This is a genomic window from Amycolatopsis sp. NPDC043889, assembly GCF_056435645.1.
In genome coordinates this window covers 104,750-129,447 of the sequence record NZ_JBWKEC010000007.1, presented here as the reverse complement: position 1 = coordinate 129,447, position 24,698 = coordinate 104,750, and the positions used below count along the sequence as shown (strand labels likewise).

At 70.2% G+C, this 24,698-nt stretch carries 24 protein-coding genes; 13 read left to right on the top strand and 11 right to left on the bottom strand.

Features of this window, described 5'->3' with window-relative positions; translation table 11 throughout:
• Positions 1-55 precede the first annotated feature (55 nt).
• Positions 56-955, top strand: coding sequence for a universal stress protein (locus AC0685_RS16375; protein ID WP_478226269.1), 900 nt, complete (start codon positions 56-58; stop codon positions 953-955).
• On the opposite strand, the gene AC0685_RS16370 is transcribed toward AC0685_RS16375, so the two are convergent.
• Genes AC0685_RS16370 through AC0685_RS16360 form a run of 3 tightly spaced genes read right to left on the bottom strand, consistent with a single transcriptional unit; the run spans position 917 to position 4,643 of the window.
• The gene (locus AC0685_RS16370; RefSeq protein ID WP_478226268.1) at positions 917-1,966 is read right to left on the bottom strand and encodes an ABC transporter ATP-binding protein; all 1,050 of its coding nucleotides are present in this window, start codon (positions 1,964-1,966) and stop codon (positions 917-919) included. The genes AC0685_RS16375 and AC0685_RS16370 overlap by 39 nt on opposite strands.
• Positions 1,966-3,615, bottom strand: coding sequence for an ABC transporter permease (locus tag AC0685_RS16365; protein WP_478226267.1), 1,650 nt, complete (start codon positions 3,613-3,615; stop codon positions 1,966-1,968). The genes AC0685_RS16370 and AC0685_RS16365 overlap by 1 nt, the downstream gene beginning before the upstream one ends.
• Complete coding sequence (locus AC0685_RS16360; RefSeq protein ID WP_478226266.1) at positions 3,591-4,643, bottom strand: thiamine ABC transporter substrate-binding protein; 1,053 nt, start codon at positions 4,641-4,643, stop codon at positions 3,591-3,593. Before AC0685_RS16360 ends, AC0685_RS16365 begins: the two co-directional genes overlap by 25 nt.
• A gap of 75 nt (positions 4,644-4,718) precedes the next feature.
• On the opposite strand from AC0685_RS16360, the gene AC0685_RS16355 reads away from it, so the two are divergent.
• The gene (locus tag AC0685_RS16355; RefSeq protein WP_257484417.1) at positions 4,719-5,009 is read left to right on the top strand and encodes a 4a-hydroxytetrahydrobiopterin dehydratase; all 291 of its coding nucleotides are present in this window, start codon (positions 4,719-4,721) and stop codon (positions 5,007-5,009) included.
• Between the two features lie 387 nt (positions 5,010-5,396).
• Here AC0685_RS16355 and AC0685_RS16350 read toward each other — a convergent pair whose 3' ends face one another.
• From AC0685_RS16350 to AC0685_RS16340, 3 genes are read right to left on the bottom strand one after another with little or no spacing between them, the layout of a single operon-like run.
• Positions 5,397-5,735: a winged helix-turn-helix transcriptional regulator gene (locus AC0685_RS16350; protein ID WP_478226406.1), complete on the bottom strand. Its 339-nt coding sequence runs from the start codon at positions 5,733-5,735 to the stop codon at positions 5,397-5,399.
• 17 nt (positions 5,736-5,752) lie between these two features.
• Complete coding sequence (locus AC0685_RS16345) at positions 5,753-6,133, bottom strand: type II toxin-antitoxin system death-on-curing family toxin (protein WP_478226265.1); 381 nt, start codon at positions 6,131-6,133, stop codon at positions 5,753-5,755.
• Entirely contained in the window at positions 6,130-6,333 is a 204-nt protein-coding gene (locus AC0685_RS16340) for a CopG family transcriptional regulator (protein WP_478226264.1), read from the bottom strand. The genes AC0685_RS16345 and AC0685_RS16340 overlap by 4 nt, the downstream gene beginning before the upstream one ends.
• A 205-nt stretch (positions 6,334-6,538) precedes the next feature.
• On the opposite strand from AC0685_RS16340, the gene AC0685_RS16335 reads away from it, so the two are divergent.
• The gene (locus AC0685_RS16335) at positions 6,539-7,900 is read left to right on the top strand and encodes a M20/M25/M40 family metallo-hydrolase (RefSeq protein ID WP_478226263.1); all 1,362 of its coding nucleotides are present in this window, start codon (positions 6,539-6,541) and stop codon (positions 7,898-7,900) included.
• Between the two features lie 309 nt (positions 7,901-8,209).
• On the opposite strand, the gene AC0685_RS16330 is transcribed toward AC0685_RS16335, so the two are convergent.
• Positions 8,210-8,887, bottom strand: coding sequence for a hypothetical protein (locus AC0685_RS16330; protein ID WP_478226262.1), 678 nt, complete (start codon positions 8,885-8,887; stop codon positions 8,210-8,212).
• Positions 8,888-9,208: 321 nt separating this feature from the next.
• Positions 9,209-10,291, bottom strand: a complete 1,083-nt coding sequence (ychF, locus tag AC0685_RS16325; RefSeq protein WP_378443118.1) for a redox-regulated ATPase YchF — start codon at positions 10,289-10,291, stop codon at positions 9,209-9,211.
• A 105-nt stretch (positions 10,292-10,396) separates the two neighbouring features.
• Between ychF and AC0685_RS16320 the strand changes: the two genes are divergently transcribed.
• Both AC0685_RS16320 and AC0685_RS16315 read left to right on the top strand, forming a co-directional pair.
• Positions 10,397-11,854: a DNA-3-methyladenine glycosylase 2 family protein gene (locus tag AC0685_RS16320; protein WP_478226261.1), complete on the top strand. Its 1,458-nt coding sequence runs from the start codon at positions 10,397-10,399 to the stop codon at positions 11,852-11,854.
• Positions 11,854-12,354, top strand: a complete 501-nt coding sequence (locus AC0685_RS16315) for a methylated-DNA--[protein]-cysteine S-methyltransferase (RefSeq protein ID WP_478226405.1) — start codon at positions 11,854-11,856, stop codon at positions 12,352-12,354. Before AC0685_RS16320 ends, AC0685_RS16315 begins: the two co-directional genes overlap by 1 nt.
• Positions 12,355-12,436: 82 nt before the next feature.
• Here AC0685_RS16315 and AC0685_RS16310 read toward each other — a convergent pair whose 3' ends face one another.
• Together AC0685_RS16310 and AC0685_RS16305 are read right to left on the bottom strand one after the other, a co-directional pair.
• Entirely contained in the window at positions 12,437-15,388 is a 2,952-nt protein-coding gene (locus AC0685_RS16310; RefSeq protein WP_478226260.1) for an AAA family ATPase, read from the bottom strand.
• Positions 15,385-16,536, bottom strand: coding sequence for an exonuclease SbcCD subunit D (locus AC0685_RS16305; RefSeq protein WP_478226259.1), 1,152 nt, complete (start codon positions 16,534-16,536; stop codon positions 15,385-15,387). The genes AC0685_RS16310 and AC0685_RS16305 overlap by 4 nt, the downstream gene beginning before the upstream one ends.
• Before the next feature lie 178 nt (positions 16,537-16,714).
• Here AC0685_RS16305 and rmuC point away from each other — a divergent pair, with 178 nt between their 5' ends.
• Together rmuC and AC0685_RS16295 are read left to right on the top strand one after the other, a co-directional pair.
• Positions 16,715-17,629: a DNA recombination protein RmuC gene (gene rmuC / locus AC0685_RS16300; protein ID WP_478226258.1), complete on the top strand. Its 915-nt coding sequence runs from the start codon at positions 16,715-16,717 to the stop codon at positions 17,627-17,629.
• 436 nt (positions 17,630-18,065) lie between these two features.
• Entirely contained in the window at positions 18,066-18,932 is an 867-nt protein-coding gene (locus tag AC0685_RS16295; protein ID WP_478226257.1) for a DUF6542 domain-containing protein, read from the top strand.
• A gap of 90 nt (positions 18,933-19,022) precedes the next feature.
• Here the strand turns inward: AC0685_RS16295 and AC0685_RS16290 are convergent, their stop codons facing one another.
• Positions 19,023-20,036 carry a 4-hydroxy-3-methylbut-2-enyl diphosphate reductase gene (locus AC0685_RS16290; RefSeq protein WP_061986082.1) on the bottom strand — a complete coding sequence of 338 codons (1,014 nt, stop codon included), beginning with the start codon at positions 20,034-20,036 and terminating at the stop codon, positions 19,023-19,025.
• A 151-nt stretch (positions 20,037-20,187) separates the two neighbouring features.
• Between AC0685_RS16290 and AC0685_RS16285 the strand changes: the two genes are divergently transcribed.
• From AC0685_RS16285 to AC0685_RS16260, 6 genes are all read left to right on the top strand, one after another.
• Positions 20,188-20,844, top strand: a complete 657-nt coding sequence (locus AC0685_RS16285; protein WP_478226256.1) for a lipid droplet-associated protein — start codon at positions 20,188-20,190, stop codon at positions 20,842-20,844.
• Entirely contained in the window at positions 20,841-22,106 is a 1,266-nt protein-coding gene (gene xseA / locus AC0685_RS16280; RefSeq protein WP_478226255.1) for an exodeoxyribonuclease VII large subunit, read from the top strand. The genes AC0685_RS16285 and xseA overlap by 4 nt, the downstream gene beginning before the upstream one ends.
• A complete protein-coding gene (locus AC0685_RS16275) occupies positions 22,103-22,504 on the top strand; it encodes a hypothetical protein (protein WP_478226254.1) in 402 nt (133 codons plus the stop codon). Before xseA ends, AC0685_RS16275 begins: the two co-directional genes overlap by 4 nt.
• Entirely contained in the window at positions 22,501-22,734 is a 234-nt protein-coding gene (locus AC0685_RS16270) for an exodeoxyribonuclease VII small subunit (protein ID WP_192743439.1), read from the top strand. Before AC0685_RS16275 ends, AC0685_RS16270 begins: the two co-directional genes overlap by 4 nt.
• A gap of 84 nt (positions 22,735-22,818) precedes the next feature.
• On the top strand, positions 22,819-23,889 hold the full coding sequence (gene glpX, locus AC0685_RS16265; RefSeq protein WP_034305363.1) for a class II fructose-bisphosphatase: 1,071 nt from the start codon (positions 22,819-22,821) through the stop codon (positions 23,887-23,889).
• A 9-nt stretch (positions 23,890-23,898) separates the two neighbouring features.
• On the top strand, positions 23,899-24,669 hold the full coding sequence (locus tag AC0685_RS16260) for a S1 family peptidase (protein WP_478226253.1): 771 nt from the start codon (positions 23,899-23,901) through the stop codon (positions 24,667-24,669).
• Positions 24,670-24,698 lie beyond the last annotated feature (29 nt).

Below are 24,698 nucleotides of genomic sequence, written 5' to 3'. Positions count from 1 at the left end.
GCGCGAAGGCACATAGTCGTGTTGACGCACTGTCCGAGGTAAGGAGCGAATCGTCGTGAACGAGCAAGCGGACAGGCCCGTGGTCGCCGGGGTCGACGGAAACGCGTCCTCGCTACTGGCCGTCCGCTGGGCGGCGGCGGAAGCGCGTCGCCGAGGGGCCGGACTCCGGCTGGTACTCGCGTTCGACAAGGACTCCCTGGAGTATCCACAACCCTTGCCGACGCGCGAAGAGCTCGCGGAAATGGCGGAGATGCGAGGACACCGCCTGCTCCGCGAGGCCGAAGACGTGGCACGGAAGGTGGAACCTTCCCTGAAGGTCGCTCTGGACCTGCGTCACGAGAAGCCGGCGCAGGCGTTGCTGGCGATGTCGGAGGACGCCGGCCTGCTGGTGCTCGGCCCGGAACAGATCCGTCCGCTGGGCAGGCTGCTGGTCGGCTCGGTGTCGATCGCCCTCGCGGCGCACGCGAAGTGCCCGGTCGCGGTGGTGCGCTCTCACGTAGCCGAGGACGACCCGCCCACGGAAGGCCAGGTCGTGGTCGGTGTCGACGGCTCGCACACCGGCGATGCCGCGCTGGCGCTCGCCTTCGAACAGGCTTCAAGGCGCGACGCGCCGCTGGTCGCGGTCCACACCTGGGACGACGTCCTCCCGTCGGCACTGTTCGACGAAACAGAGTGGACGTACAACGCCAGCGACATCGAGGAGCGCGAGAGCGAAGTGCTGGCCGAGCGGCTCGCCGGCTGGCAAGGCCGGTATCCGGACGTCTCGGTCGAGCGCGTCGTCACCCGAGGGAAGCCGGCTGAAGTGTTGCTCGGATACGCCGACCGTGCTCAGCTCCTCGTGGTCGGTACCCGTGGCCGGGGCGGATTCGCCGGGATGCTGCTCGGGTCGACCAGCCAGCAGGTGCTTTCGTACGCGCTATGCCCGGTCATCGTCGCCCGTTCCCCCGAGCGTTAGCGGGAGCCGGGCGACGCCGTCCGGGTCCAGCGCGAGGCACACGGTGTCACCGGGGCGCAGATCGGCGGCGACCGGCGCGACCGCGTCCACAGTGGACAGATCCCCGCCGGGAGCTACCACGAGCCGCACGTGCTCCCGCCGGTGCACCACCGCTACGACCTCGCCCTCGACACCTTCCGGGGCGACCCGCAGACCGTGCGGCCTCAGGCCCAGCCGCACCGCGCCGTCCTCGACGTCGGGCAGCGTGACCTCGCCGAGCACGGTCCGCACCGTCCCGCCCGACGCCTCGCCGTCGACGAAGGTGGTCACCCCGAGGAAACGCGCCACGTCCTCGTCCACCGGCTGCCGCCAGACGCGGCGTACCGCGCCCTCCTGCCGGATCTCACCGTCGTCGAGCACGGCGACCCGGTCGGCGAGCGTGAACGCCTCCTCCTGATCGTGCGTGACCAGCAGCGCGGTGATCTTGCTGCGCCGTAACAGGGCCGCGAGGTCGATCGCCAGCTGTTCGCGCAGCCCGGCGTCCAAACCGGACAGTGGTTCGTCCAGCAGCAGCAACCGCGGTTCCGGCGCGAGCGCGCGGGCCAGCGCCACCCGCTGCGCCTGCCCGCCGGACAGCTCGGTCACCCTCCGCCGCTCGTAACCGGCCAGGCCGACCAGATCGAGCAGCGCCCGGATCCGTCCGGCGTGCTCGGCGCGGGGGACGTCGTGCATCCGCAGCCCGAACGCGATGTTGGCGGTGACGTCCTTGTGCGGGAACAGCTGCCCGTCCTGGAACACCAGCCCGAACCCCCGCCGGTGCACCGGGACACCGGAGAGGTCCTCGCCGTCCCACCGCACGGTGCCCGACGTCAGCGGCTCCAGGCCGGTGATCGCCCGCAGCAGCGTCGACTTCCCCGAACCGGACGGGCCGAGCAACGCCAGCACCTCGCCGTCGGCGATGTCCAGCCCGGCGTCCTTCACCGCCGCGAAGGATCCATAGTGGACGGTCAGATCCCGTACCGACAGCGACACTAGAACTCCCCTACCGAATTCTGCCCGCGGACCGCGCCGAACCGGTCGATCAGCACCACCGCCACCACGGTCACGATCATGAGCAGCGCGCAGGCCGCGTAGGCCATCTGGTTGTTCAGCTCCCCCGGCCGCGAGATCAGCGTCGCGACGGCGACCGGCAACGTCGGCGCGTCCGGCCTGGCCAGGAAGCTCGTCGCGCCGAACTCGCCGAGCGCGACCACGTAACCGAATCCGGCCGCCGCGACCAGCGAACGCGCCGTCAGCGGGAGATCGATCTCCCGCCACACCCGGCCGGGGCTCGCGCCGAGCGTCGACGCGGCCTGCCGCAGCCGGACGTCGACCGACCGCAGCACCGGCAGCACCATCCGCACGATCAGCGGGATGATCACCAGCGCCTGCGCGAGCGGCACCAGCAGCGGAGACGTCCGCAAGTCGCCGGGGAGCGCGTCGAGCGTGACGAGATAGCCGAAACCGACGGTCACCGCGGACACACCCAGCGGCAGCATCAGCGCGGCGTCCATCGTCTCGCCCATGCCCCTGGCCAGCCTGCCCGGCGTGCGGCGCAACGCCACCAGCACGACAGAGGCCAGCACACCGACGATCATCGCGAGCGTCGTCGCGTCGAACGCCGTCCGTAGCGACATCGACGCCGCGTCCCAGCCGGAAACCTGAAGGGTGCCTCGGGAGCCGTGCCCGGCGAGCGCTTCGTACCCGGCGAGGCTCCAGCCGTCCGAAGTGGACACTGACTCGACCAGCAACGCCACGATCGGCGTCATCAGGAGCGCGACCACCGCGAGCCCGGCGGACACCGCCCACCACTCGCCACCCCTCGGTCGCCGCGCGGTCTCGCTCCGCGAACGCAGCCGGACCGCGTTCTCCCGGCGCCGCCTCGCCAGCGTGCCGACGACCAGCGCGGCGACGACGGCGGCGAACTGCACCAGCGACAACGCGGCCGCGCCGGAGAGGTCGAGCAGTTCGACCGTGCGCAGGTAGATCTCGGTCTCCAGGGTGCGGTACTTCGCCCCGCCGAGGATGAGCACGACACCGAAACTGGTGGCACAGAACAGGAACACCACCGCGGCCGAAGACGCGACGGCCGGGGCGAGCGCGGGCAGCGTCACCGAGCGGAAGGCACGCCACGGCGACGCGCCGAGTGCCCGCGCCGCGTCCACGGTGCGCGGATCGAGATGGCTCCACAGCCCGGAAACCGTGCGTGCGACGACGGCGACGTTGAAGAAGGCGTTCGCCAGCACCAGGGGCAGCAGGCCGCCGTCGGGCCAGAGGGCGCGGAACGCCAGGCCGACCACGACGGTCGGCAGCACGAACGGCACCAGCACGAGCGTCCGGACCAGCGAAACCCCCGGCAGCCGCACCCGCGCGAGCAGGAACGCGACCGGCAGGCCCGCCAGCACCGCCACGATCGTCGAAACCCCGGCACTGGCGACGGTGAATCCGGCGAGCTTCCAGGTCAGCGGGTCACCGATGGCCGTGCCGACCCCGCCGGAGCCGAATCCGCGCGCGACGATCGCCGCGACCGGCCAGGCGAAGAACACCACGAGGAAGCCGAGCGGCAGCACGGCGAGTGCGGCCAGCCCGGCTCCCCGGGAAGTCAGCCTGGAAGTACTCAGCCCTCTAGAAGAGTGCGCCACTGGGCGATCCACTGCTCGCGCCCGGCCTGGATCTTGGCCGGTTCGAGCGTCTTCGGCTGCTGCGGCTGCGGCGCGGCCTGTGCCCAGCCCTGCGGGAGCTCGACGCCCTGACGGGCCGGGTACACGTACATGTTGCTCGCCACCGTCACCTGGAACTGCTGGGACAGCAGGAAATCCACGACCTTGCGGGCCTTCTCGACCTGCTTGCCGCCCTTCAGCACCCCCGCGTACTCGACCTGGCGGTAGCAGGTGTCCAGCAGTGCCTTCGTGCGCGGCTTGCCGTCGTCACCGATCTCGGCGGCGGGCGAAGAGGCATAGGAGACGACGATCGGGCGCGGACCCTTGCCCGAGGAACCGGAGAATTCCTTTTGGTAGGCCTCTTCCCAGCCGCTGACCGTCTTGAGCCCGTTGGCCTTCAGCTGTGTCCAGTACCCCTGCCAGCCCTCCTCGCCGAACTGGGCGACGGTGCCGAGCAGGAACGCCAGGCCGGGCGACGACGTCGCGGGGCTCTCGGCGACCATCAGGTCCTTGTACTTGGCGTCGGCCAGGTCCGCGAACGACTTCGGCTCCGGGATCCCCTTGTCCGCGAAGTACCGGGTGTCGATGTTGACGCAGACGTCGCCGAGGTCGACCGCGGAGAGCCGGTGCTCGGGGTCGACGGAGTAGCGCTGCGGGCCTCGATCGGCCTCCGGGCTGGTGTACTGCTCGAAAACGCCCTCGGTGAGCGCGCGCGAGGCGAACGTCGAGTCGATGCCGTACGCGACGTCCCCGATCGGGTTCGCCTTGGTCAGCACCAGTTTGTTGGTCAGCGCGCCCGCGTCCCCCTGTTTGAGCACGGAGATCTTGATCCCGGACTGCCGCTCGAACGCGTCGAGGACCTCCTGCGGGGCGAGCCACGAGTCGTGTGTCACGAGCGTGACCGTCGCCGGCGCCTGCGGGTCGTTCCCCGTGTTCCCGGAGAGCGAGCAGCCCGCGACGAGGGCGGCCACCGTGCCTGCCGCAACGACCGTGCGGAGGGCGCGTTTCATCTAGCCTCCTGCGTTCTTCAAGGGGGGACCCGTGGCAAACGTGCAGCGTAGCCGACGGCGTACCACCATGGAGTCATGGCGGAAATCTTGAACGACCAGCAGGCCGACGAAGCCGTGACCAAGCTCTCCGGGTGGACCCGCGACGGCGTGACGATCGAGCGGACGGCGAAGCTGCCGAGCTTCCCCAAGGCCATCGAAGCGGTGGACAAGGTGGCCGAATTGGCGGAGGCGGCCGACCACCATCCCGACATCGACATCCGCTGGCGGACGGTGACGTTCCGGCTCAGCACGCACTCCGCCGGCGGGCTGACGGAGAAGGACTTCTCGCTCGCGTCGCAGATCGACGGGGTACTCGACGGCATGTGACGTCCGCGACGATCGCGCCACGACTCCGCTTCTCGGACGTCATCCCGGTAGGGACACAACGAGAAAGGACGAGTGATGACGCAAGCGATCGTGGTGGGGTTCTCGGCGTTCGGCGCGATGGTGGCGGCCGCCGCCGGAGTGCTCTGGTACACGGCGCGCGATCGGCATCACCAGCACGATCAGTGATCTTGGTCACACCGGCATCCGGCAGGTAACGCGAAGCCTGATCAACGCGCTGTTCCGGGCGGACCTGTCGCTTCTCTCCCCCGGGGAACCGCCGTGAACAATGCCTCCATCACCGCCGCCCAGCGCGCCTGGGTGACCACGTTCGCCGCCGCCATCACGCTGCTGACGATCGTCGTGCTCGGCCTGCTCGGCTAGCTCCTTCTAGCCCGAGTAGGCCTCGCGGGCGGCGACCAGCTCCGGAAGGTGCTTCGCCGCCCATTCACGGCATGCCTCCATCGGCTCGAACAACGTCCGGCCGAGCGAGGTGAGCTCGTATTCCACCCGCGGCGGCGTCTCGTCGTACACCGTCCGCGTGATCATGCCGTCGCGCTCCAGCGCCCTCAGGGTCTCCGTGAGGACCTTCGGCGTGACTCCCCTCAAGGGCACCCGCAGCTCGGAGAATCGGCGCGGCCCTTCTTCCAGGCACAGCACGACCAGGCCCGCCCATTTGTCGCCGATCCTGAACGGGGTCAGGTTCGACGGGCAGCCGGGCGCGAACATGTCGGGACTCAACGGCTTCACCCGTCCGAAGTTACCTTCGCCCACGCCGCCAGTTCGACCGCGGCGTCCTGGTACGAGCGCGAACCGACCGACATCGCGATCACCAGGTCGTACGCGTCGTCTTCCGGCGCGTCGAGGTCGTAGCCGTTCAGACCGTAGAAGACGAACGTCGCCATCCAGGACAGCCGTTTGTTCCCGTCGACGAGCGGATGGTTGCGCACGACCGACTCCAGCAGTACTGCCGCCTTCTCGTGCAGCGTCGGATAGGCGTCCCGCCCCATCAACGAAGCCTGCGGCCGGTGCGCGGCGGAGTCGAGCAGCCCGAGATCGCGGATCTTGGGCACACGGAGATCCTCCGCGAGCGCCAGGAGATCTTCGACGGTCAGGTACTCGATCACTGAGCGAGACGGTCGAGCAGAGCGGCGTAACGCTCGCGGCCGTTCCGGGACAGCGCACGGACACGATCGTCGCGGACGCGGCGCGCGGCGGCCTCGGTGATGGCGCGAACGGTGGCTTCGTGCTTGCTCACGCCGTCGGCCTCCGCCAGCAGGGCGAGAGCGCGCTCCTGCTCGTCGTTCAACCTCAGGGTCATGGCCATTCGCCGATGATACCACTCTGGTAGCACTCGTCCCTGCGCAAACCCGCGGAGCCGCGAATGCCGCTTCCGGGCCGGTGGTCTCGAAATCCAGTGCGCCGGGTCGCCGTGCGGTGAACCGGAAAAAGGGGACGATCGGAGGTTGCCCCGGCGGCCCCGTGACTCTTAGCTACTCGAACGAGTTTCTTCGAGAAGTGAGGGGTGTTCCATGGCAGGTCTGCGCAGACGTGAGGTGCTCGCGGGCGCGGTGGCACTGGCGGGCGCGGCGACGATCGGGCTGAACCCCGGCACCGCCGCCGCGGCCACGCAGCAACGTCCGGGCGCGCAGTTCCCGCCGTCGCTGGAATTCGGCGACTACCCGGTGGTCGCGCGAGTGCGGTCGCGGCGGGCGCTGGAGCACCTGCGGGTGCTCAGCGACAAGATCGGTCCTCGGATCGCCGGCACCGAAGGCGAACTGCGAGCCAAGGACTACATCGCGAAGGTGCTTCGGGACCTGCGCTACCAGGTCACGCTGCAGCCGTTCCCGATCGCCGACAAGTTCCTGGGCAGCCTGTCGATCGGGCGCGACAGCTGGCAGACCGGCTCGTCGCCGCAGGGCGCGCAGGACGTCACGCGCGAGGCCGTCGTCGTCGACGCCGGTGACGGCAGCACGCTGCCCGACGATCTGACCGGCAAGATCGTGCTGATCGCCGCCGTGGCCAACAAGGCCGACGCGTACCTGATGGCCGCGCAGCGCGGAGCGGACGCCGTGCTGCTCGGCCGGATCGGCGCCGACCCGGCACGGAAGCTGTCCGCGTTCTCCCCGACGCTCGCCACCCCGGTCACCATTCCGGTGCTCGGCCTGGCCCAGGTGCAGGTGGAGCGCCTGCGCGAACGGCTCGCCAAGGGCTCGGTCACGGTGAAGGCGACGGCCACCCACCACAAGAACCTGACGTCGTACAACGTCATCGCCGAGCGGCCGGCCACGTTCCCCGGCAAGGACGACGGCGTGGTCATGGTGACCGCGCACTACGACAGCGTCCCCGGCTCCCCCGGCGCCAACGACGACGGCAGCGGCACCGTGCTCTGCCTGGAACTGGCGCGTGTCCTGCGATACCTGCCGACGAACAAGACGCTGCGGTTCGCGCTGTGGGGCTCGGAGGAGTACGGGCTGATCGGTTCGCGGCACTACGTCAAGAACCTGTCCGACCCGGAAGCCAAGCGGATCGCGGGCTGTTTCCAGAACGACATGGTCGCCACCAGCTGGGACCCGGCGATCACCTACTGGCTGCTTTCGGTCGACGGCGCCGACAACGCCACGACCGCCGCCGTCAACGCCGCCGCCAAGCGGCTCGGCTACGACCCGCGGGTCAAGGGCCCGGTGGCGCGCGGTTCGAGCGACCACGTGCCGTTCTTCGAGCGCGGGATCGCTTCGGGCAACTTCAGCTGGCGCGGCGAATCCGGCCCGGCGCTGCTGGAGCCGACCTACCACACGCCGGAAGACACCATCAAGGACAACGTTTCCCTTGAGCGGCTTCAGGTTTCGCTGGAGCTGATCGGCTCGGCGGCGTACAGCCTACTGCGGAAGTAGTGAGGTGTCGTGAGTGGTGAGGATTGTCGCAGGGCACGCGCTCGGTTGCCCTGGCCGACAGGAGCCGACCGCGCCCCTGGGTGTCCACTAAGGACACTTTTCGCTGACTCAATGTCCGACTGATGCCCGGATAGGCGATTGCACGAAGGGGTCGTGAGTGGCGTTTCGGGTTAGAACCCGAAACGCCACTCACGACCAACCCGACCCACGACCAACCCGACCCACGACCAGGACCGAAGGCGCCCCCTTCGTCGCATCAGACACAGCGAAGGGAGCCTTCACCCCCCGTCAACCCCGCCCAAGATCAACTTAGGCACGTGACATTGGGTTCCAACCGTTCTCACCACTCACCGACGCCTGGCTCTCGACGCGCCAAGCGAGCCAGCGAAACTTCCCGCGGTCTCCAGTAAGATCGGTGTAATCCGTCCATCTCGCTTCATAGCGGCCGCGCAGCGTGCGGTCGCTGGCAGGTGCCGGGGCGACCTCGGTGCCCCAGTGGAGCTTGCCTGTCAGGACCGCCCCTTCGTGCAGACGGTATTGGGCGTCTCGCGTCAGCCTCGACCCGGGCGGGTTCCAGAGACCCGGAACATTACTGAGCAGAATGGCGAGACCGTCGTCGCCCCAACCATTCTCGACGAACCGCTCCAAACGCGATACGTCGAACACGAAATTCCTGCGGACCAGATCCATGGCGGTGTGGTCGCGAAGCGAGAACCACTCAGCGTCCGCCCCCTGCTCGCCTGCCCATCGGGCGGTGGCGTACTTGAACTCCACCAGCGTCCTCCTGGCGCCTGAGCACACGAGATCCACGAATTCACGCCGGTCGCCGGGCTGTCGCATTTCGAGTCGGATCTTCAGCTCGGGCGCCAGTCCGGCAAGTGTTTGCGCGAAGGCGAACTGAAAGTCGGCCTCCGAATGGAAGACCGGACGGACGGCGGACAGCGAAGCCATGACTTCGGACAGCAGGATCCGGTCGGCGATCAGCACGCAGACCAGCGTTCCATACCGAGGTCGCGCCCGAGCTGTTCCTGACGACTCTGAACTCGGATCGTTTCGTCGCCGATCCGGCATCGCGGCACACCACGGCTCTCCGATGCACACCAGGCTCAAGATTGTCGGCGAACCTCGACACCCTGAAGAAGTGAGATCTTCACACAGGTGCACGGCAGGCTGACGAGCCGAGTCGAAGCCGTCGAGGGAAGCAAGTCCACGACCATATGCTCCACACTGTTCGGTGTTCGGCCAATACCGAACACCGAACAGTCACTCCATGCAGCGAACCGCGGGCCCGAGTTGCACCCCGACCGATCAGACGTTGAAGCGGAACTCCACGACGTCCCCGTCGGCCATGACGTAGTCCTTGCCCTCCATGCGCACCTTGCCCGCCGACCGGGCGGCGGCCATGGAGCCGTGCTCGATCAGATCGGCGAAGGACACGACCTCGGCCTTGATGAAGCCGCGCTCGAAGTCGGTGTGGATGACGCCCGCGGCCTGCGGGGCGGTCGCGCCCTGCGGGATCGTCCAGGCGCGTGACTCCTTGGGCCCCGCGGTCAGGTACGTCTGCAGGCCGAGGGTGTGGAAGCCGGCGCGCGCCAGCGAGTAGAGACCGGGCTCGTGCTGGCCGACGGACTCCAGCAGCTCGCGCACGGACTCCTCGTCGTCCAGTTCGAGCAGTTCGGCTTCGACCTTGGCGTCGAGGAACACCGCGTCGGCCGGGGCGACCAGCTTGGCCAGCTCCTCGCGGCGCGACTCGTCGGTCAGGATGCCTTCGTCGGCGTTGAAGACGTAGAGGAACGGCTTCGTGGTGAGCAGGCTCAGCTCGCGCAGGGCCTCGAAGTCGACCTCCTTCTGCGCCTGGAAGAGGGTCCGCCCGGCGTCGAGGATCTCCTTCGCCTTCTGGGCGTTGTCGAGCGCGGGCTTGTTCTCCTTCTTCGTCCGCGCTTCCTTCTCCAGCCGCGGCAGCGCCTTCTCCAGGGTCTGCAGGTCGGCGAGGATCAGCTCGGTGTTGATCGTCTCGATGTCGCTGCCGGGGTCGATGCGGCCGTCGACGTGGATCACGTCCGGGTCGTCGAACACGCGGATGACCTGGCAGATCGCGTTGGCCTCGCGGATGTTCGCGAGGAACTTGTTGCCGAGGCCTGCGCCCTCGGAGGCACCCTTCACGATCCCCGCGATGTCCACAAAGGACACGACGGCGGGCACGGTCCGCTCGGAGCCGAAGACCTCGGCGAGCTTGTCCAGCCGCGGATCCGGCAGCGGGACGACGCCGACGTTGGGCTCGATCGTGGCGAACGGGTAGTTCGCCGCGAGCACGTCGTTGCGGGTCAGCGCGTTGAACAGGGTGGACTTGCCGACGTTGGGCAGGCCGACGATGCCGAGGGTGAGACTCACGGGCCAGAAGTCTACGTGCCGCCCGCCGCCCCATCCGCCGAGGCCTTGATCGCCGTGTCGGATTTCCGCCAGCCGTGCCTCCGACCTGGTGGCACGATCGATGTCATGACCGAGCAGACCCTGGCCGAACGGGCCGTCTGGCGCGACGCCGAACGGTGTTACCGCGCCGTCGCCGCCCGTGATTCCCGGTTCGACGGCCAGTTCATCATGGCCGTCGCCACCACTGGGATCTACTGCCGTCCGTCCTGCCCCGCGTCGACGCCGAAGCAGCAGAACGTCCGCTTCTACCCGACGTCGGCGGCCGCGCAGGCCAACGGCTTCCGCGCCTGCCGCCGCTGCCTGCCCGACGCCGTCCCCGGCTCCCCCGACTGGGACATCCGGGCCGACCTCGCCGCACGGGCGATGCGGCTCATCTCGGACGGGACCGTCGAACGCGACGGCGTCCCGGGGCTCGCGCGGCGGCTCGGCTATTCCGAACGGCAGCTCGGCCGCGTCCTCACCGCGGAGCTCGGTGCCGGGCCGCTGGCCCTGGCGAGGGCCCACCGGGCGCACTCGGCGCGGCTGCTGATCGAGATGTCCGGCCTCCCGCTGACCGACGTCGCGTTCGCCGCGGGCTTCTCCAGCGTCCGCCAGTTCAACGAGACGATCCGGGAGGTCTTCGCGACGACGCCTTCACAGCTTCGCGCCGCGAGCCTGCGCCGTCGTAAGGCCGAGGAGCTGCCGACCGGGACACGGTTGAGCCTGCGGCTGCCGTTCCGCAAGCCGTTCGACGCGGCCGGGGTGCTGGACTTCCTGGCCGACCAGGCCGTCCCCGGCGTCGAGCACGTGACACGCGACGATTCCGGAGTGACCGGCTACGGGCGCACGCTGCGGCTCGCGCACGGCCCCGGCGTCGTGTGGCTGACGGCGAAGGACGACCACGTTCGCTGCGACCTGCGGCTCACCGACCTGCGCGACCTGAGCAGCGCGGTGGCCAGGGTGCGGCGGCTGCTCGACCTCGACGCCGATCCCGAGGCGGTCGCGCGGGTCCTCGGGGCCGACCCCGCCCTCGCGCCGCTGGTCGAGGCGATCCCCGGCATCCGGGTACCCGGCACCGTCGACGGCGACGAGTTCGTGCTGCGCGCGATGCTGTCCCCCGCTGAGGCGGCGTCGCTCGCCGACGCTCTCGGTGAACGCCTGCCCAGCTGCGACGAGTCGCTGGAAGGGCTGACCACGCTGTTCCCGACGGCGGCCCAGGTCGCCGAACACGGCCCGGAACGAGTGGCCGCGGTGGCCCGCGCGCTGGCGGACGGGGTGGCGGTCCACGTCGGCCGCGATCCCGGGGAGCTGCGGGCGGAACTGCTGGACGTCCCGGGAATCGGGCCGGGGACCGCGGACTACGTCCTGATGCGCGTGCTGGGCGCGCCGGACGTCCTGCTGACCGGTGACCCGGCGCTGCGCCGTGGAGCGGCGGCGCTGGGCATCACCGACGACGAAACGACGCTGGCCGAACGCGGACGGGCCTGGCAGCCCTGGTCCTCGTACGCCGGCATGTACTTGTGGCGCGCCGAAAAGGGAGAATGATGAGCATCGCGTACTGGTCCACAATGGACACCAAGATCGGCCCGTTCACCGCCGTGGTGGCGGGCGACGGGGCCGTGCTCGCCTCGGGCTGGACCGGCGACGTCGTCGAACTGACGCCGCTGATCTCGCCTTCCCTCACCCCTGGCGAAGTGAAGCAGCGACGGGACCTGGGCCCGGTGAGCACCGCGATCCGCCGCTACCACGACGGCGAACTGGACGCCGTCGCCGATATCGAGGTTCGGCAGCGGTCCGGCGCTTTCCGGGAGCACGCTTGGGAAATCCTGCGGAAGGTGCCCGCGGGCGAACCGGTCAGCTATGCGGAGTACGCGGCGCTGGCGGGGAATCCGGCGGCGGTGCGGGCGGCCGCGTCGGCGTGCGCGAAGAACGCGGCGGCGCTGTTCGTGCCGTGCCACCGGGTGGTGCGGACCGGCGGCGGCGTGGGGAACTTCCGGTGGGGTGTCCCGGCGAAGCAATGGCTGCTGACGCACGAAGCGGCCTGACCTCCTCACGCAAGTGCTATGAAAGGCCCCTTCATTGCAAATTTTGCAATGAAGGGGCCTTTCATAGCACGGGGCGGCAGGGTCAGGCGGCATGGATCTCCACCGAAGAGCCCGTACGCGACTTCCGGATCCGCAGCCTCGTCGGGATCCGCTGCCGCAGTTCCTCCACGTGCGAGACCAGCCCGACCACGCGACCGCCGGCGCGAAGCTCGTCGAGGATGTTCATGACGATGTCGAGCGTCTCGGCGTCCAGCGTGCCGAAGCCCTCGTCGATGAACAGCGTGTCCAGCAGCGCTCCGCCGGTTTCGGCGGCGACGACGTCAGCGAGGCCCAGTGCCAGCGAGAGTGACGCGAGGAAGGATTCGCCGCCCGAAAGCGTCTTCGCGGGCCGGATGGTGCCGGAGTAGTCGTCGAGCACGTCGAGGCCGAGCCCGCCGCGGGTGCCCCGCGCCCCGGCCGCGTCGGAATGCACGAAGGAGTAGCGGCCTTGGCTCATCGTCCGCAGGCGGGCCGTCGCCGCGACCGCGACCTCCTCCAGCCTCGCGGCGAGGACGTACGAGCGCAGCGACATCTTCCGCGCGTTCTGCCCACGACCGTTGACCACCTCGGCCAGCGCCTTCAGTTCGAGATACTCCTCTTCGACCGGCGCCAGTTCCGCCATCAAGGACGTCATCCGCTCGGCCAGCCCGGTCAGGTCCGTGTGCCGCGTCTTCGCCGTCCGCAGCGCCGCGAAGGCCTGCTCGGCCTCGGCTCGCGTGTCCTGCGCCGTGTCCGCCGAAGCGGCGACGTCGATCTCGTCCTCCGGCGAGATGCCGAACAACTCGGGCTGCGCGAGTTCCTCGCGGGCGGCCCGCTCCATCACGTTCGCGTCGGCGAGGCTGGCTTCCAGTTTCATGATCTGCTCGTCCGGCCGCGCCGCGGCGCGCATCTCGTCGAGGTCCGCGAAACCCTTTGCCCGCAACGCTTCCTTGACCAGTTTCGCTTGCTCGTCACGGCGCTCGCGGGCACCCGCGACGGTCAGCCGCGCTTCGGCCAACGCGTCGAGGCGGGTCGCGAAGCCGAGCAGATGACGCCGCCGGGTGGCGACGTCGGCGAACTCACCGCGCGCGGCCTCCAACCGGCGTTCGCGCTCGGCCAGCCGCTCGGCCAGCCCGCGCACCTCGGTCGCCACCTCGACCGCGCGGCGTTCGGCCGCCCCGCGCTGTTCGGTCAGCTGCTCGATCTTCCGTTCCAGTTCGAGGAGCCGCGTCTCGAGAGCGGGCTTTCGGCGAGCCGTCTCCGACAGCGTCGCGACCAGGTCGCGCGCCTCGGCGAGCCCGGCCCGCAATGTCTCCTCGGTGTGCTCGCCCAGCCGCTCGATCAGGACGGTCAGGCGGTTTTCGGCTTCCTGCATCGCGGCTTTCGCCTTCTCGCGCCGCGCGTGCGCCTGCTGCTCCGCGGCTTCGGCGCGGCGCTCGTCCTCGGGGTCGACCAAGCCGCCGGTGTGCGTCGCCGGCGACGGATGCTCCGTCGCGCCGCAGACCGGGCAGTCTTCGCCCGGGTGAAGACCGGCGGCGAGTTCGGCCGCCATTCCTTCGAGACGCCGTTCCCGCAGATCCAGCCGGTGCTGACGGGCCTGCTGATGGCCGTCCACGGCCTCGCTGACCGCCGCGCGTGCCCGCTCGACGGCCTGTCGTGTCCTGGGCACCTCTTCGGCGTCACGAACCAGCGCGGTCAGCTCGTCGACACGAGCGCGGGCGCCGTCGAGCTTCGCTTCGGCTTCGGCGGCAGCGGCCGCTTCGGCCCGCAAAGCCGAGACCTTCTCCGGCGCCGCGCCGAGCTCGGCGGCGAAGTCCTCGGCCTGCTTCTTCGCCTTCTCAGCGGCGGCGTTCAGCTGATCGCGGCTGACCAGATCCCGTTGCTGCTGCTCGCTTTCCGCCACGAGTTCGGCGAGCGCGCCCGCTTCTTCCCGCAACCCGCCGGCGCGAGCGCGAAGCTCGGCTGCCGAACTCTCCACCGCGTCCGGCACTTCCCGAGCCCGGAGCGCCTCGGCGGCTTCGGCCTCCGCGAGCTGATCCAGCCTGCGCTCGAGGAGATCCGCCTCCGCGACGACACCCGCCGCACGATGCGCCGCCTCGACTTCTTCCGCCCACTCCGCACGCTGGCCCGCCTGCTCGGCGATCACCGACAACCGCGTGTACGCGGTGCGCACCCGGCGGATCCGTTCGGCGGTGGACCGGTTCTCCTGCCAGACCGCTTCAGCCTTCTTGGCCGCCGTCCGAGCCTTCGTGTCGCGTTCCTGGGCCTCGGCGACGCGCCGTGCCGACTCGGCGAGCACCTCCCCGACCCACTCGGCCTGCCCTTCCTCGGGCGCCTCCTGCCCCGCGACCTGCGCGAACCGCGCGACCCACTCCCGAAGCGTCTGCTGCCGCGCCTGCAACTCGCGGCCGCGTTCGGCACGCAGATTCGCGAACCAGTTCTCGACGTCGGAGAAGCGCTCGGTGCCGAACAGCCGCTCCAGCAGCTCCTCGCGTTCGGCCGTGTTCGCGCGCAGGAACCGCGCGAATTCGCCCTGCGGCAGCAAGACCACCTGGAAGAACTGCTCGTGCGTCATGCCGATGAGCCGCTCGACCGTGCGCGCGACCTCGTCGATCCGCGTGATGCCCTCGGCCACGTGTCCGGCGGGTACGGTGCCGACCCAGCTCAGCACCGCCTTCGCCTGCTGGACGGTCATTCCTTCGCCACGGCGCTTCGGTCGCTGGTACTCGGGGTTGCGCGCGATCCGCATCCGCTGCCCCTGCACGGTCAGTTCCAGGACGACCTCGGTGACCTGGTCGGGCTCGGCGAGGTCGCAGCGCAGCCGTTTGACCTCGCCCCGCGCGCCGGGGACGGTGCCGAACAACGCGAACGCGATCGCGTCGAGCAGGGTCGTCTTCCCCGCTCCGGTGTCACCGTGCAGCAGGAACAGCCCATCGGCGCCGAGCACGTCGAAGTCCACCACCTCGCGGCCCGCGTACGGACCGAAAGCGGCGACCTCCAACCGGTGCAACCTCATACTTCGCGCTCCCTGCCCGCCGCGCCCAGCGCCGCCAGCACCAGCCGCTCTTCGCTCTCCGACGGCGCGGATCCGCGGCAGTCCTCCAGGAAACTCCGGGTGATCTCGACGTCGGATCGCCCGCGGACGGCTTCGGCGTACTTCAGCGCGGCACCGTCGTGCCCGCCTTCCGGCTGCCAGTCCATGTGCACCGCGTAGGGAAACCGCTCACGCAGCTTGCGCATGGCGTCGATCGGGCGGACCCGGTCGGTGACCGTGAAGGAGAGGAAGTGTTCGGTGAGGCCGTCGTGCTCCGGATCGGAAAGGAGATCCGCCAGCTCGCCCCGCAGCATCGCGAGGTGGCGCGGCACCGGTAGTTCGTGGCGCCGGACCTCGGCGAGCCCATCGGCGCCGAGTTCCACCAGCCAGACCGATTTCCGTTGGCGCGTCTCGGAAAACGAGTACGCCAGCGGGCTGCCCGAATAGCGCAGGTGCTCGGCGAGGGTCTGCGGGCCGTGGAGGTGGCCGAGTGCGACGTAGTCGACGCCGTCGAACACCGAACCCGGCACCTGTTCGACGCCGCCGACCGCGATGGTCCGCTCGGATTCGGTCGGTTCGCCGCCGGTGACGAAGGCGTGCGCGAGCACCACCGAACGCGTTCCGGACGGCCGTCCCGCGAGATCCGCCCGGACCCGCCGCATCGCCTCGGTGAGGACGCCGGTGTGGCCGCGGGCCTCGGGTACGCCAAGGGCGTGACGCGCGGGCTCCGGTTCGAGATACGGGATCCCGTAGAGCGCGACCTCGCCGTGCTCGTCGGACAGCAGCACCGGCTCGGCGAGCCCGTCGATCGTGGCGCGCAGGTGCAGCCCGCCCGCCGCGGCGAACTCGGCGAACGCGCCCAGCCGCGGCGCGGAGTCGTGGTTGCCCGGTGTCATCACCAGTGCCGCGCCGGCCTGACGGATCCTGCCCAGCGCGGTCGTGGCCACGCGGACGGCCTCCGCCGAGGGCACCGCGCGGTCGTAGATGTCGCCGGACACGAGCACGACGTCGACCGACTCGGCGGCCACGAGATCGGCGAGATGGCCGAGCACGGTTTCCTGCTCGGCGAGCAGATCGGCGCCGTGGAAGGTACGGCCGATATGCCAGTCGGACGTGTGCAGGAGCTTCACGCAGCCCAAGGTAGGGCCGCGCACCGGCCGGAGAGGGGAGGCGCGCCCTTGACGGCACTGCGCTTTCCGACACGCCGGGGACGGCGCAGGTCAGATACGGAGCGCGACCGCGCCGTTCCATTCTTGTCGGTGGGTTCCGCCATGATGTCCCCGACTCGGATCCGGAGGGGAGGTACCGGTGGCGACGGTGATCACCACCGCGGCCGTCGTGCTCGCGTTGCTGCTGCTCGCGGCCGTCGCGCTGTTGTGGCGGCTGTACAACGACGGCATGCGGAGGGCGGACGCGGCGGCGAAACAGGTCGCCGCCGAGCGGGCGAAGGCCGATCAGCAGCAGCTCGCGCTGCGCCGGTACGAGGTCGCGTTCGCCTCGATCAGCGGCCGGGGCGAGCTGGGCGAGCAGGTCCTCCTGGAGACCGCACGAGCGCTCGGGCTCCGCGAGGAGCTGCACTTCACGCTGCAAACGGACCTGGCGGGCGGCGGCGCCGCGAAACCGGACATGGTTCTGCGGGTCGGCGGCGGCCGGACCGTGCCGGTGGACGCGAAGGCGAGCATGGCCTGCTGGGCCGAGGCCGTCGAGACCGACGACCCCGAAGAACGGCTGGACGCGCTGCGCGTCCACGTCCGGCAGCTCCGGTCGCGGGCGGCCGAGCTGGCTGGCAAGGGCTACCAGCGCTGGGCCGACGCGATCTACGGGACGATCATGTTCGTCCCGTCCGACGCGGCCGTGGTCGCCGCGCTGGACACCGACCCGGAACTGCTGCGTTGGATGCTGGACCGGCGGGTCTTTCTCTGCGGGCCGACGGGGTTCGCCGTACTGGCGTCCGCCGCGCTGTTCGCCGCGACCGAACGGGCGCTGGTCGAGGACGTCGAGCAGGTCCGGGCGGGCGCCGCGGCCGCGCACCGGGCCGCGGGCAACGCGGTCGACGCGCTGAACCTGTCGAGCACCCACCTGCAGCGCTTCATCTCGGCCCGGCGGCGGGAGCTGGAGGCGCTCGAGAGCTTCCGGAGCACGGTCTCGCCGCTGACCGACGCCGCGGGCAGCCCGGCGCCGGTCCCGCTGATCAGGAAGACGGACGAACTCCCGGCCTCGTGATGCTCGGGACGGTTCTCACCAGGGGCAAAGGTGGCGTGTCCGAGCCGGCGGGAGCGGCGGGCTCGTTCGGTCGTGAAGGCCTCCTTGCCTACCCTGAAGGTAGTGAAGGGGCCCTTCACGAAATCCCGCGTGACGCGAGGGGCGAAGACGTTTGTCCCTCACCGGCCGAGCCTGGAGTACCACGCCACCTTGTCCGGACCCTCGACACTCGTCCTGACCACTCACGGGCCGGATGCGGACCGCACCGCCTGACCTGCGACTTCCGGAATCGCGAGCTCCGTTCCGGCCCGCCCGGCAACCTTGTGGGTCCTTCACTCGTAGTACTTCCGGTAAGCACCCGGACAGTCCGTCCGGGTGGTCCGGAGTGACCACTACCAGGCGATAGACACACCGCCTGTTGGCGGTATGCCCGTAGCTTGGATATACGGTGGGGCCTGTGACCGCGATTCGCGATCGCCAGAGCGATCCTGATGCCGACGACGTCCCCGTTGCCTGGGACGAGCGTCCGCTCGTCGGCGCCAGGCGGGGGCTGCCCTGGTGGGCGGCCGTCCTGGTGGGCTTCGGGCTCGCCATCCTTGGCGCCTTCGTCGACATGATGATGCAGAAGGACCTGGGCCTGCTGTTCAAGGCGTGCTACGCGCTCGGCGCGGTGGCCGCCGTGGTGGCCGTCCAGCGCCGCGGGCTGTTCGGCCCGATGGTGCAGCCGCCCCTGGTCCTCGCCGTGACCGTCCCGGGGGTCATCCTCCTGACCTCGGACGGCGGCAAGGGCACTGACCTGCTATCGAGAGCCTTCGACGTCGGCACGCCGCTGATCAACGGCTTCCCGACGATGGCCATCACCACCGGCGTCACCTTGGCGATCGGCATCTTCCGGATCTACCGCGAGCGCGATCCCAACGCTCCGGTGAAGGTGAAGCCGGGTACCAAACCCGAGCGTCGCGACGAGGGCAAGCCCGCCGCCCGTCCCGCCGCGCCGGGCCGTGGCCGCCCCGCGTCCCGGACCGGCCAGACGCCGCCCCCGCCTTCCCGCCGCGGTGCTCCGCGTGACGGTGCGCCGCCCCGCCGCCGCCCGGTCGACGACGAGCGACGTCCCCGCCGCGACGCCGAACCCGGCGCCCGCAAACCGCCGCCGCCGGGACGTCAGCCCCGGCGGCCGCGTCCGCCGGAAGACGGCGAACCGCGCCGTCGCGATCCCCGCGGCGAAAGCGCCCCCGGTGCCCCGCGCCGCCGTCCGCCGCGCGCGGACGATCCGCGCCGCGGAGGGCAGCCGCCCCGCCGCCGCCCGTGGGACGACGAGCGGTGAAGCAAGGGACCTTTGCTACCACCTAGCGCGCTGACCAGCGAAAAGGGCCGCCCGGGCAACTCCTCGGACGGCCCTTTCGCGTAGCGGGCGTCAGGCCTTCGCGGCCTTGCGCAGCTCGTGCGGCAGCGCGAACGCGATCTTCTCGTTGGCCGTGGTGACCTCGTCGACGTTGTCCCAGCCACGCTCGGCCAGCCACGCCAGCAGGTCCATCACCAGCACCTCCGGCACCGAAGCGCCGCTGGTGACGCCGACGGTCTCGACGCCTTCGAGCCACGCTTCGTCGACCTCGTGCGCGAAGTCGACCAGGTGCGACGCGCGCGCCCCCGCCTTCAGCGCGACCTCGACCAGCCGCTTCGAGTTGGACGAGTTCGTCGAGCCGACCACCAGCACCAGGTCGCACTCGGCGGCCATGGCCTTGACCGCGACCTGACGGTTCGTGGTGGCGTAGCAGATGTCGTCGCTGGGCGGGTCGGCCAAGCCGGGGAACTTGTCCCGCAGCTGATCGACGCGCTCCATGGTCTCGTCCACCGAAAGGGTGGTCTGCGACAGCCAGATGACTTTCGACGGGTCACGGACCTCGACCTTGTCGACGTCCTCGGCGGTGTCGACGAGCTGCACCTTGTCGGGAGCCTCGCCGGCGGTGCCTTCGACCTCTTCGTGGCCTTCGTGGCCGATCAGCAGGATGTCGTAGTCGTCCTTCGCGAACCGGTTGACTTCCTTGTGCACCTTCGTCACGAGCGGGCAGGTCGCGTCGATGGTCCGCAGGTTGCGCTCGGCCGCCTCGGCGTGCACCGCGGGGGAGACGCCGTGCGCGGAGAACACCACCAGTTCGCCTTCCGGCACCTCGGAGGTCTCGTCGACGAAGATCACCCCGCGTTCGCGCAGGGTCTCCACCACGTGCCGGTTGTGCACGATCTCCTTGCGCACGTAGACCGGTGCGCCGTAGAGCTCGAGTGCCTTTTCGACGGCGATGACCGCGCGGTCGACACCCGCGCAGTAGCCGCGTGGCTTGGCGAGCAGGACACGTTTGCCACCTGCCGGCACACCGGACTCGGTGATCGTCGGACTGCCGGCGGGCGTGATTCCGGGACTCGCAGAACTCATGACCCCAGGGTACGGGCTGCCCTGGGGGCTCCTCGCACTCACGTTCAGGTGACCAGGGAACCCCTCTGAAGTATGTGCGTGGAGTCACGTCCTGTGAGCCGACACACCCGTTCGGTTGGGCAGGATGGACGAGATACGGCAGGCTAGGCATATGAAGCCTCTCCCGCTCCCCCTCCGGGTCGCCGCGGGCCTCGCCGTCACCACCGCCGAGCGGGTTCGCGAACTTCCCAAGCAGCTCACCGGGCTCCCCGTCACGGTGGTCAGCCAGGTGCTCCAGTTCTCCATGCGCGTGCAGCAGCACGTCACCGAACTCGCGATCAAGGGCGACGACGCGCTGTCGGGCCTTCGCCCGGTCGAGGACACGCCCAGCTGGGCCACCTTCGACGAGGATCTCCCGCCGGACCTCGGCGAACGCCGGTACGAGCGCGACTCGTGCGTGATCCCGCTGCGTGAGGACGCCGAAGTCCCCGAACCTCGCGCCGAGAGGAACGGGCGCCTCCATGACCTCGAAGCGCTCACCGAGGACCCGTGGGCCGAGGAGGAGCGGGCGCTCGCCGAGGACCACGCCGACGGCGAGTTCGACAGCGCGAGCGCGCCCGTGACCTCCGGTCCCGCCGGGCTGGACGACTACGACACGCTCACCCTGCCGCAGCTGCGCGCCCGCCTGCGCCGGTTCGACCTCGCGCAGCTGGAGGAACTGCTGACCTACGAACGGGCGAACGCCGACAGGGCGTCGTTCGTCGGCATGCTCGCGCGGCGCATCGGGAACGTGAAGAAGGCCGACGGCGACGGCGCGGAAGGCCAGTGAGCGCCGAACCCGCCTCCGCCACGGCGGGCCCGTCCACGACCGCCGAGAACCCGTGGCCGGTCCGCACGGTCGCCCGTAAGGTCGGCGAGTGGATCAACCGGCTCGGCGCGGTCTGGGTCGAAGGTCAGGTCACGCAGATCTCGGCCCGCCAAGGCACCAACACCGCGTTCCTGACGCTGCGCGACCCGTCCGCCGACGTCTCGATGTCGGTGACCTGCCCGATGGGCCTGCTGCGCACGATCGAACCTCCGCTGCGCGAGGGCGCGAGCGTCGTGGTGCACGCGAAGCCGACGTTCTTCATGAACCGCGGTTCGCTGAGCCTGCGCGCCAGCGAGATCCGCGCGGTCGGCATCGGCGAACTGCTCGCGCGGATCGAGCGGCTGCGGCGGCTGCTGGCCGCCGAGGGCCTGTTCGCGCCGGAACGCAAACGCAAGATCCCTTTCCTGCCCAAGGGAATCGGGCTGATCACCGGACGCGCGTCGGCCGCCGAACGCGACGTGCTGGTGAACGCGCAGGCCCGCTGGCCGCATGTCGCGTTCAAGGTGATCAACACCGCCGTGCAGGGTTCGCTCGCCGTCCCGCAGATCCTCCAGGCACTGTCCAAACTGGACCGTGATCCGGACGTCGACGTCATCGTGATCGCGCGCGGCGGCGGCAGCGTGGAAGACCTGCTGCCGTTCTCCGACGAAGCGCTGTGCCGCGCCGTGTCCGCGGCCGGGACCCCGGTGGTCAGCGCCATCGGGCACGAGCCGGACACCCCGCTGCTCGACCACGTCGCCGATCTCCGCTGTTCGACGCCGACCGACGCCAGCAAGCGGATCGTGCCCGACGTGCGCGAGGAGACCCAGCGCGTCCGTCAGATGCGCGACCGCGGCCGCCGCGCCCTGCACGGGTGGGTGGACACGCAGGTCAGGCTGCTGAACCAGATCCGCAGCCGTCCCGTGCTCGCCGACCCGCTCGGCCCGATCCAGCGGCGCTCGGACGACGTCGAGATCCACCGCGAACGCGGTCGCCGCGCGATGCTCACCCTGCTCGCGAAGGACCAGGCCGAGATCGCCAGCGCCCGCGCGCGGCTGACCGCGCTCGGCCCGGCGGCGACCCTCGAACGCGGTTACGCCGTGGTGCAGTACACCGACGCGCAAGGCGACCTCCAGGTACTCCGGTCCGTCTCCGAAGTCGCGGACGGCGCGAAACTGCGCGTCCGCGTGGTCGACGGCGCGCTCGGCGCCGTCGTCTCAGGAGAGCCGGAGGAGGGGCGTTGACGGCGAGTTTCCTGCCTTTGACCATCGACGCCGCGAGACGTGCCGACGCCCCCGAGGTCCTGCGCAACGCGCTGCTGACCGACCACGCGGCCGCCGAGTGCTGGACCGTGCTCCTGGCGGGCTGTGAGTTCTCCACCAAACGCGGCCTCGACGCCCAGCTGCGCAAACTCTCCGAAGCGACGGCCGAGCATGTCGGCACCCGATGGTGGTTCGCGGACGGCACCGTGCACCGCAAACGGGTGGCGCGGGCCCAGGAGAACCTGGTCGCGGCGATCGCGGAGAGTGACGGCCAGGAGTTCGCCCTCGCCTTCGTGGGTTACGACAACGCCATGGCCGGCGCGGTAGTGTGCGCGGGTATCGGCAAGCACCGACGTCCGGTAGAAGGAAGCACAGCGTGAGCAAACCCGGTGGTGAGACCGCCGAACTCGGCTACGAGCAGGCCCGCGACAGGCTGGTGGAGGTCGTCCGCGAGCTCGAAGCGGGCGGGCTGTCCCTGGAACAGTCGCTCGCCCTGTGGGAGAAGGGCGAGCAGCTGGCGAAGGTCTGCGAGCACCATCTCGAAGGCGCTCGGGAACGAATCGAGGCAGCGTTGTCCTCCGTGGAAGACGAGACCGGCGACGGTCAGTGACGTTCACCATGCTCCTGAGCCACCGAACCACCGTGGGTATCTGAGAGACTGGGACCCCGCCGAGTTCCTGACCCGGGAGGCCGCATGCCCACCCCCACCTCGTCCGCCAGCTCTTCTCGACGCCCTGAAGCCCCTGATCGCAACCTCGCGATGGAGTTGGTCCGCGTGACCGAAGCCGCCGCGATGGCCGCGGGCCGCTGGGTCGGACGCGGGGACAAGATCGGCGGGGACGGTGCCGCGGTGGACGCGATGCGCCAGCTGGTCTCGACCGTGTCGATGCGCGGTGTCGTCGTCATCGGCGAGGGCGAAAAGGACGAAGCCCCGATGCTGTTCAACGGGGAAGAGGTCGGCAACGGTGACGGGCCGGACTGCGACGTCGCGGTCGACCCGGTCGACGGGACGACCCTGATGGCCAAGGGCATGCCGAACGCGCTCGCCGTGCTCGCGGTCGCCGAACGCGGCGCGATGTTCGACCCGTCCGCGGTGTTCTACATGGAGAAGCTCGCCGTCGGCCCGGACGCCGCCGGCAAGGTCGACCTGGCCGCCCCGATCGCGGAGAACATCCGCCGGGTCGCGAAGGCCAAGAACTCCAGCGTCTCCGACGTCACCGTGTGCATCCTCGACCGGCCGCGGCACGAAAAGCTGATCAAGGAGGTCCGCGAGGCGGGCGCCCGGATCCGCTTCATCTCCGACGGTGACGTCGCGGGCGCGATCGCCGCGGCCCGGCCGAGCACCGGCGTCGACATGCTGCTCGGCATCGGCGGCACCCCCGAAGGCATCATCGCGGCCTGCGCGATGAAGTGTCTCGGCGGCGAACTGCAGGGCCGCCTGTGGCCCAAGGACGACGCGGAGCGCGAGAAGGCGCTGGCCGCGGGCCACGACCTCGACCGCGTGCTCGGCAACGACGACCTCGTCCGCGGTGACAACGTGTTCTTCTGCGCCACCGGTGTCACCGACGGCGACCTGCTGCGCGGCGTGCACTACCGCGCGGGCGGCGCGACGACCCAGTCGATCGTGATGCGCTCGAAGTCCGGCACGGTCCGGATGATCGACGGCTACCACCGGCTGACCAAGCTCCGCTCGTACTCGTCCGTCAACTTCGACGGCCACCTCGACGATTCGCTGGAAGACGACGTAGTTCCCCCTCTCCCCTAAGGAGAAACCGTGCTGAAGCGCGTGCTCGTGGTCCTGCTCGCGGCGATGCTCCTCACGCCTGCCGGGCAGGCCACGGGCGCGGGCGACCTCGTCGGCGGCAGAGAGGCCGACGAGCCGTATCCGTTCATCGCGTCCCTGCATTCGGCCTCCGGCAAGGCTTTCTGCGCCGGGACGCTGATCGCGGTGGACTGGCTGGTGACGGCAGGGCACTGTGTCGAGGGCAAGAACCCGGCGAACCTGAGCGCGCGGATCGGCAGCACCGACAACAGCCAGGGCGGCGAAATCGCGAAGCTCGCCGAGATCGTCGTGAACCCGTCCTACAACCCCGAACCCGAGCACGCGGGCGGTGATCTCGCCCTGGTGCGGCTGGCCGCGCCGGTGAAGGCGGCGCCGATCACGATCGGGGCCGTCGTGGCGCCCGGAACGCCGACGCGGCTGCTCGGCTGGGGCCAGACGTGCCCGACTTCGGGCTGCGGCAAGGGTCCGGCGAAGCTGCGGCAACTGGACACGAAGATCGTCGAAGGCACACGGTGCACCGCGAAGTTCGACGGCGCGGTCGAGTTGTGCACCGACAACCCCGGCGGGAACACGGGTTCGTGCTACGGCGATTCCGGTGGGCCGGAGATCGCCAAGGTCGACGAGAAGTGGGTGCTGCTGGGCACGATCAGCCGCCCGGGCAACGCGGATCCGGTGTGCGCGACCTCGCCGTCGATCGCGACTTCGGTGGTGGCGTACGCGCAGTGGATCGCGGAGAAGATCACGCCGCCTACGCCCGCCTGACGTGCAATGAAGGGGCCTTTCATAGCAAA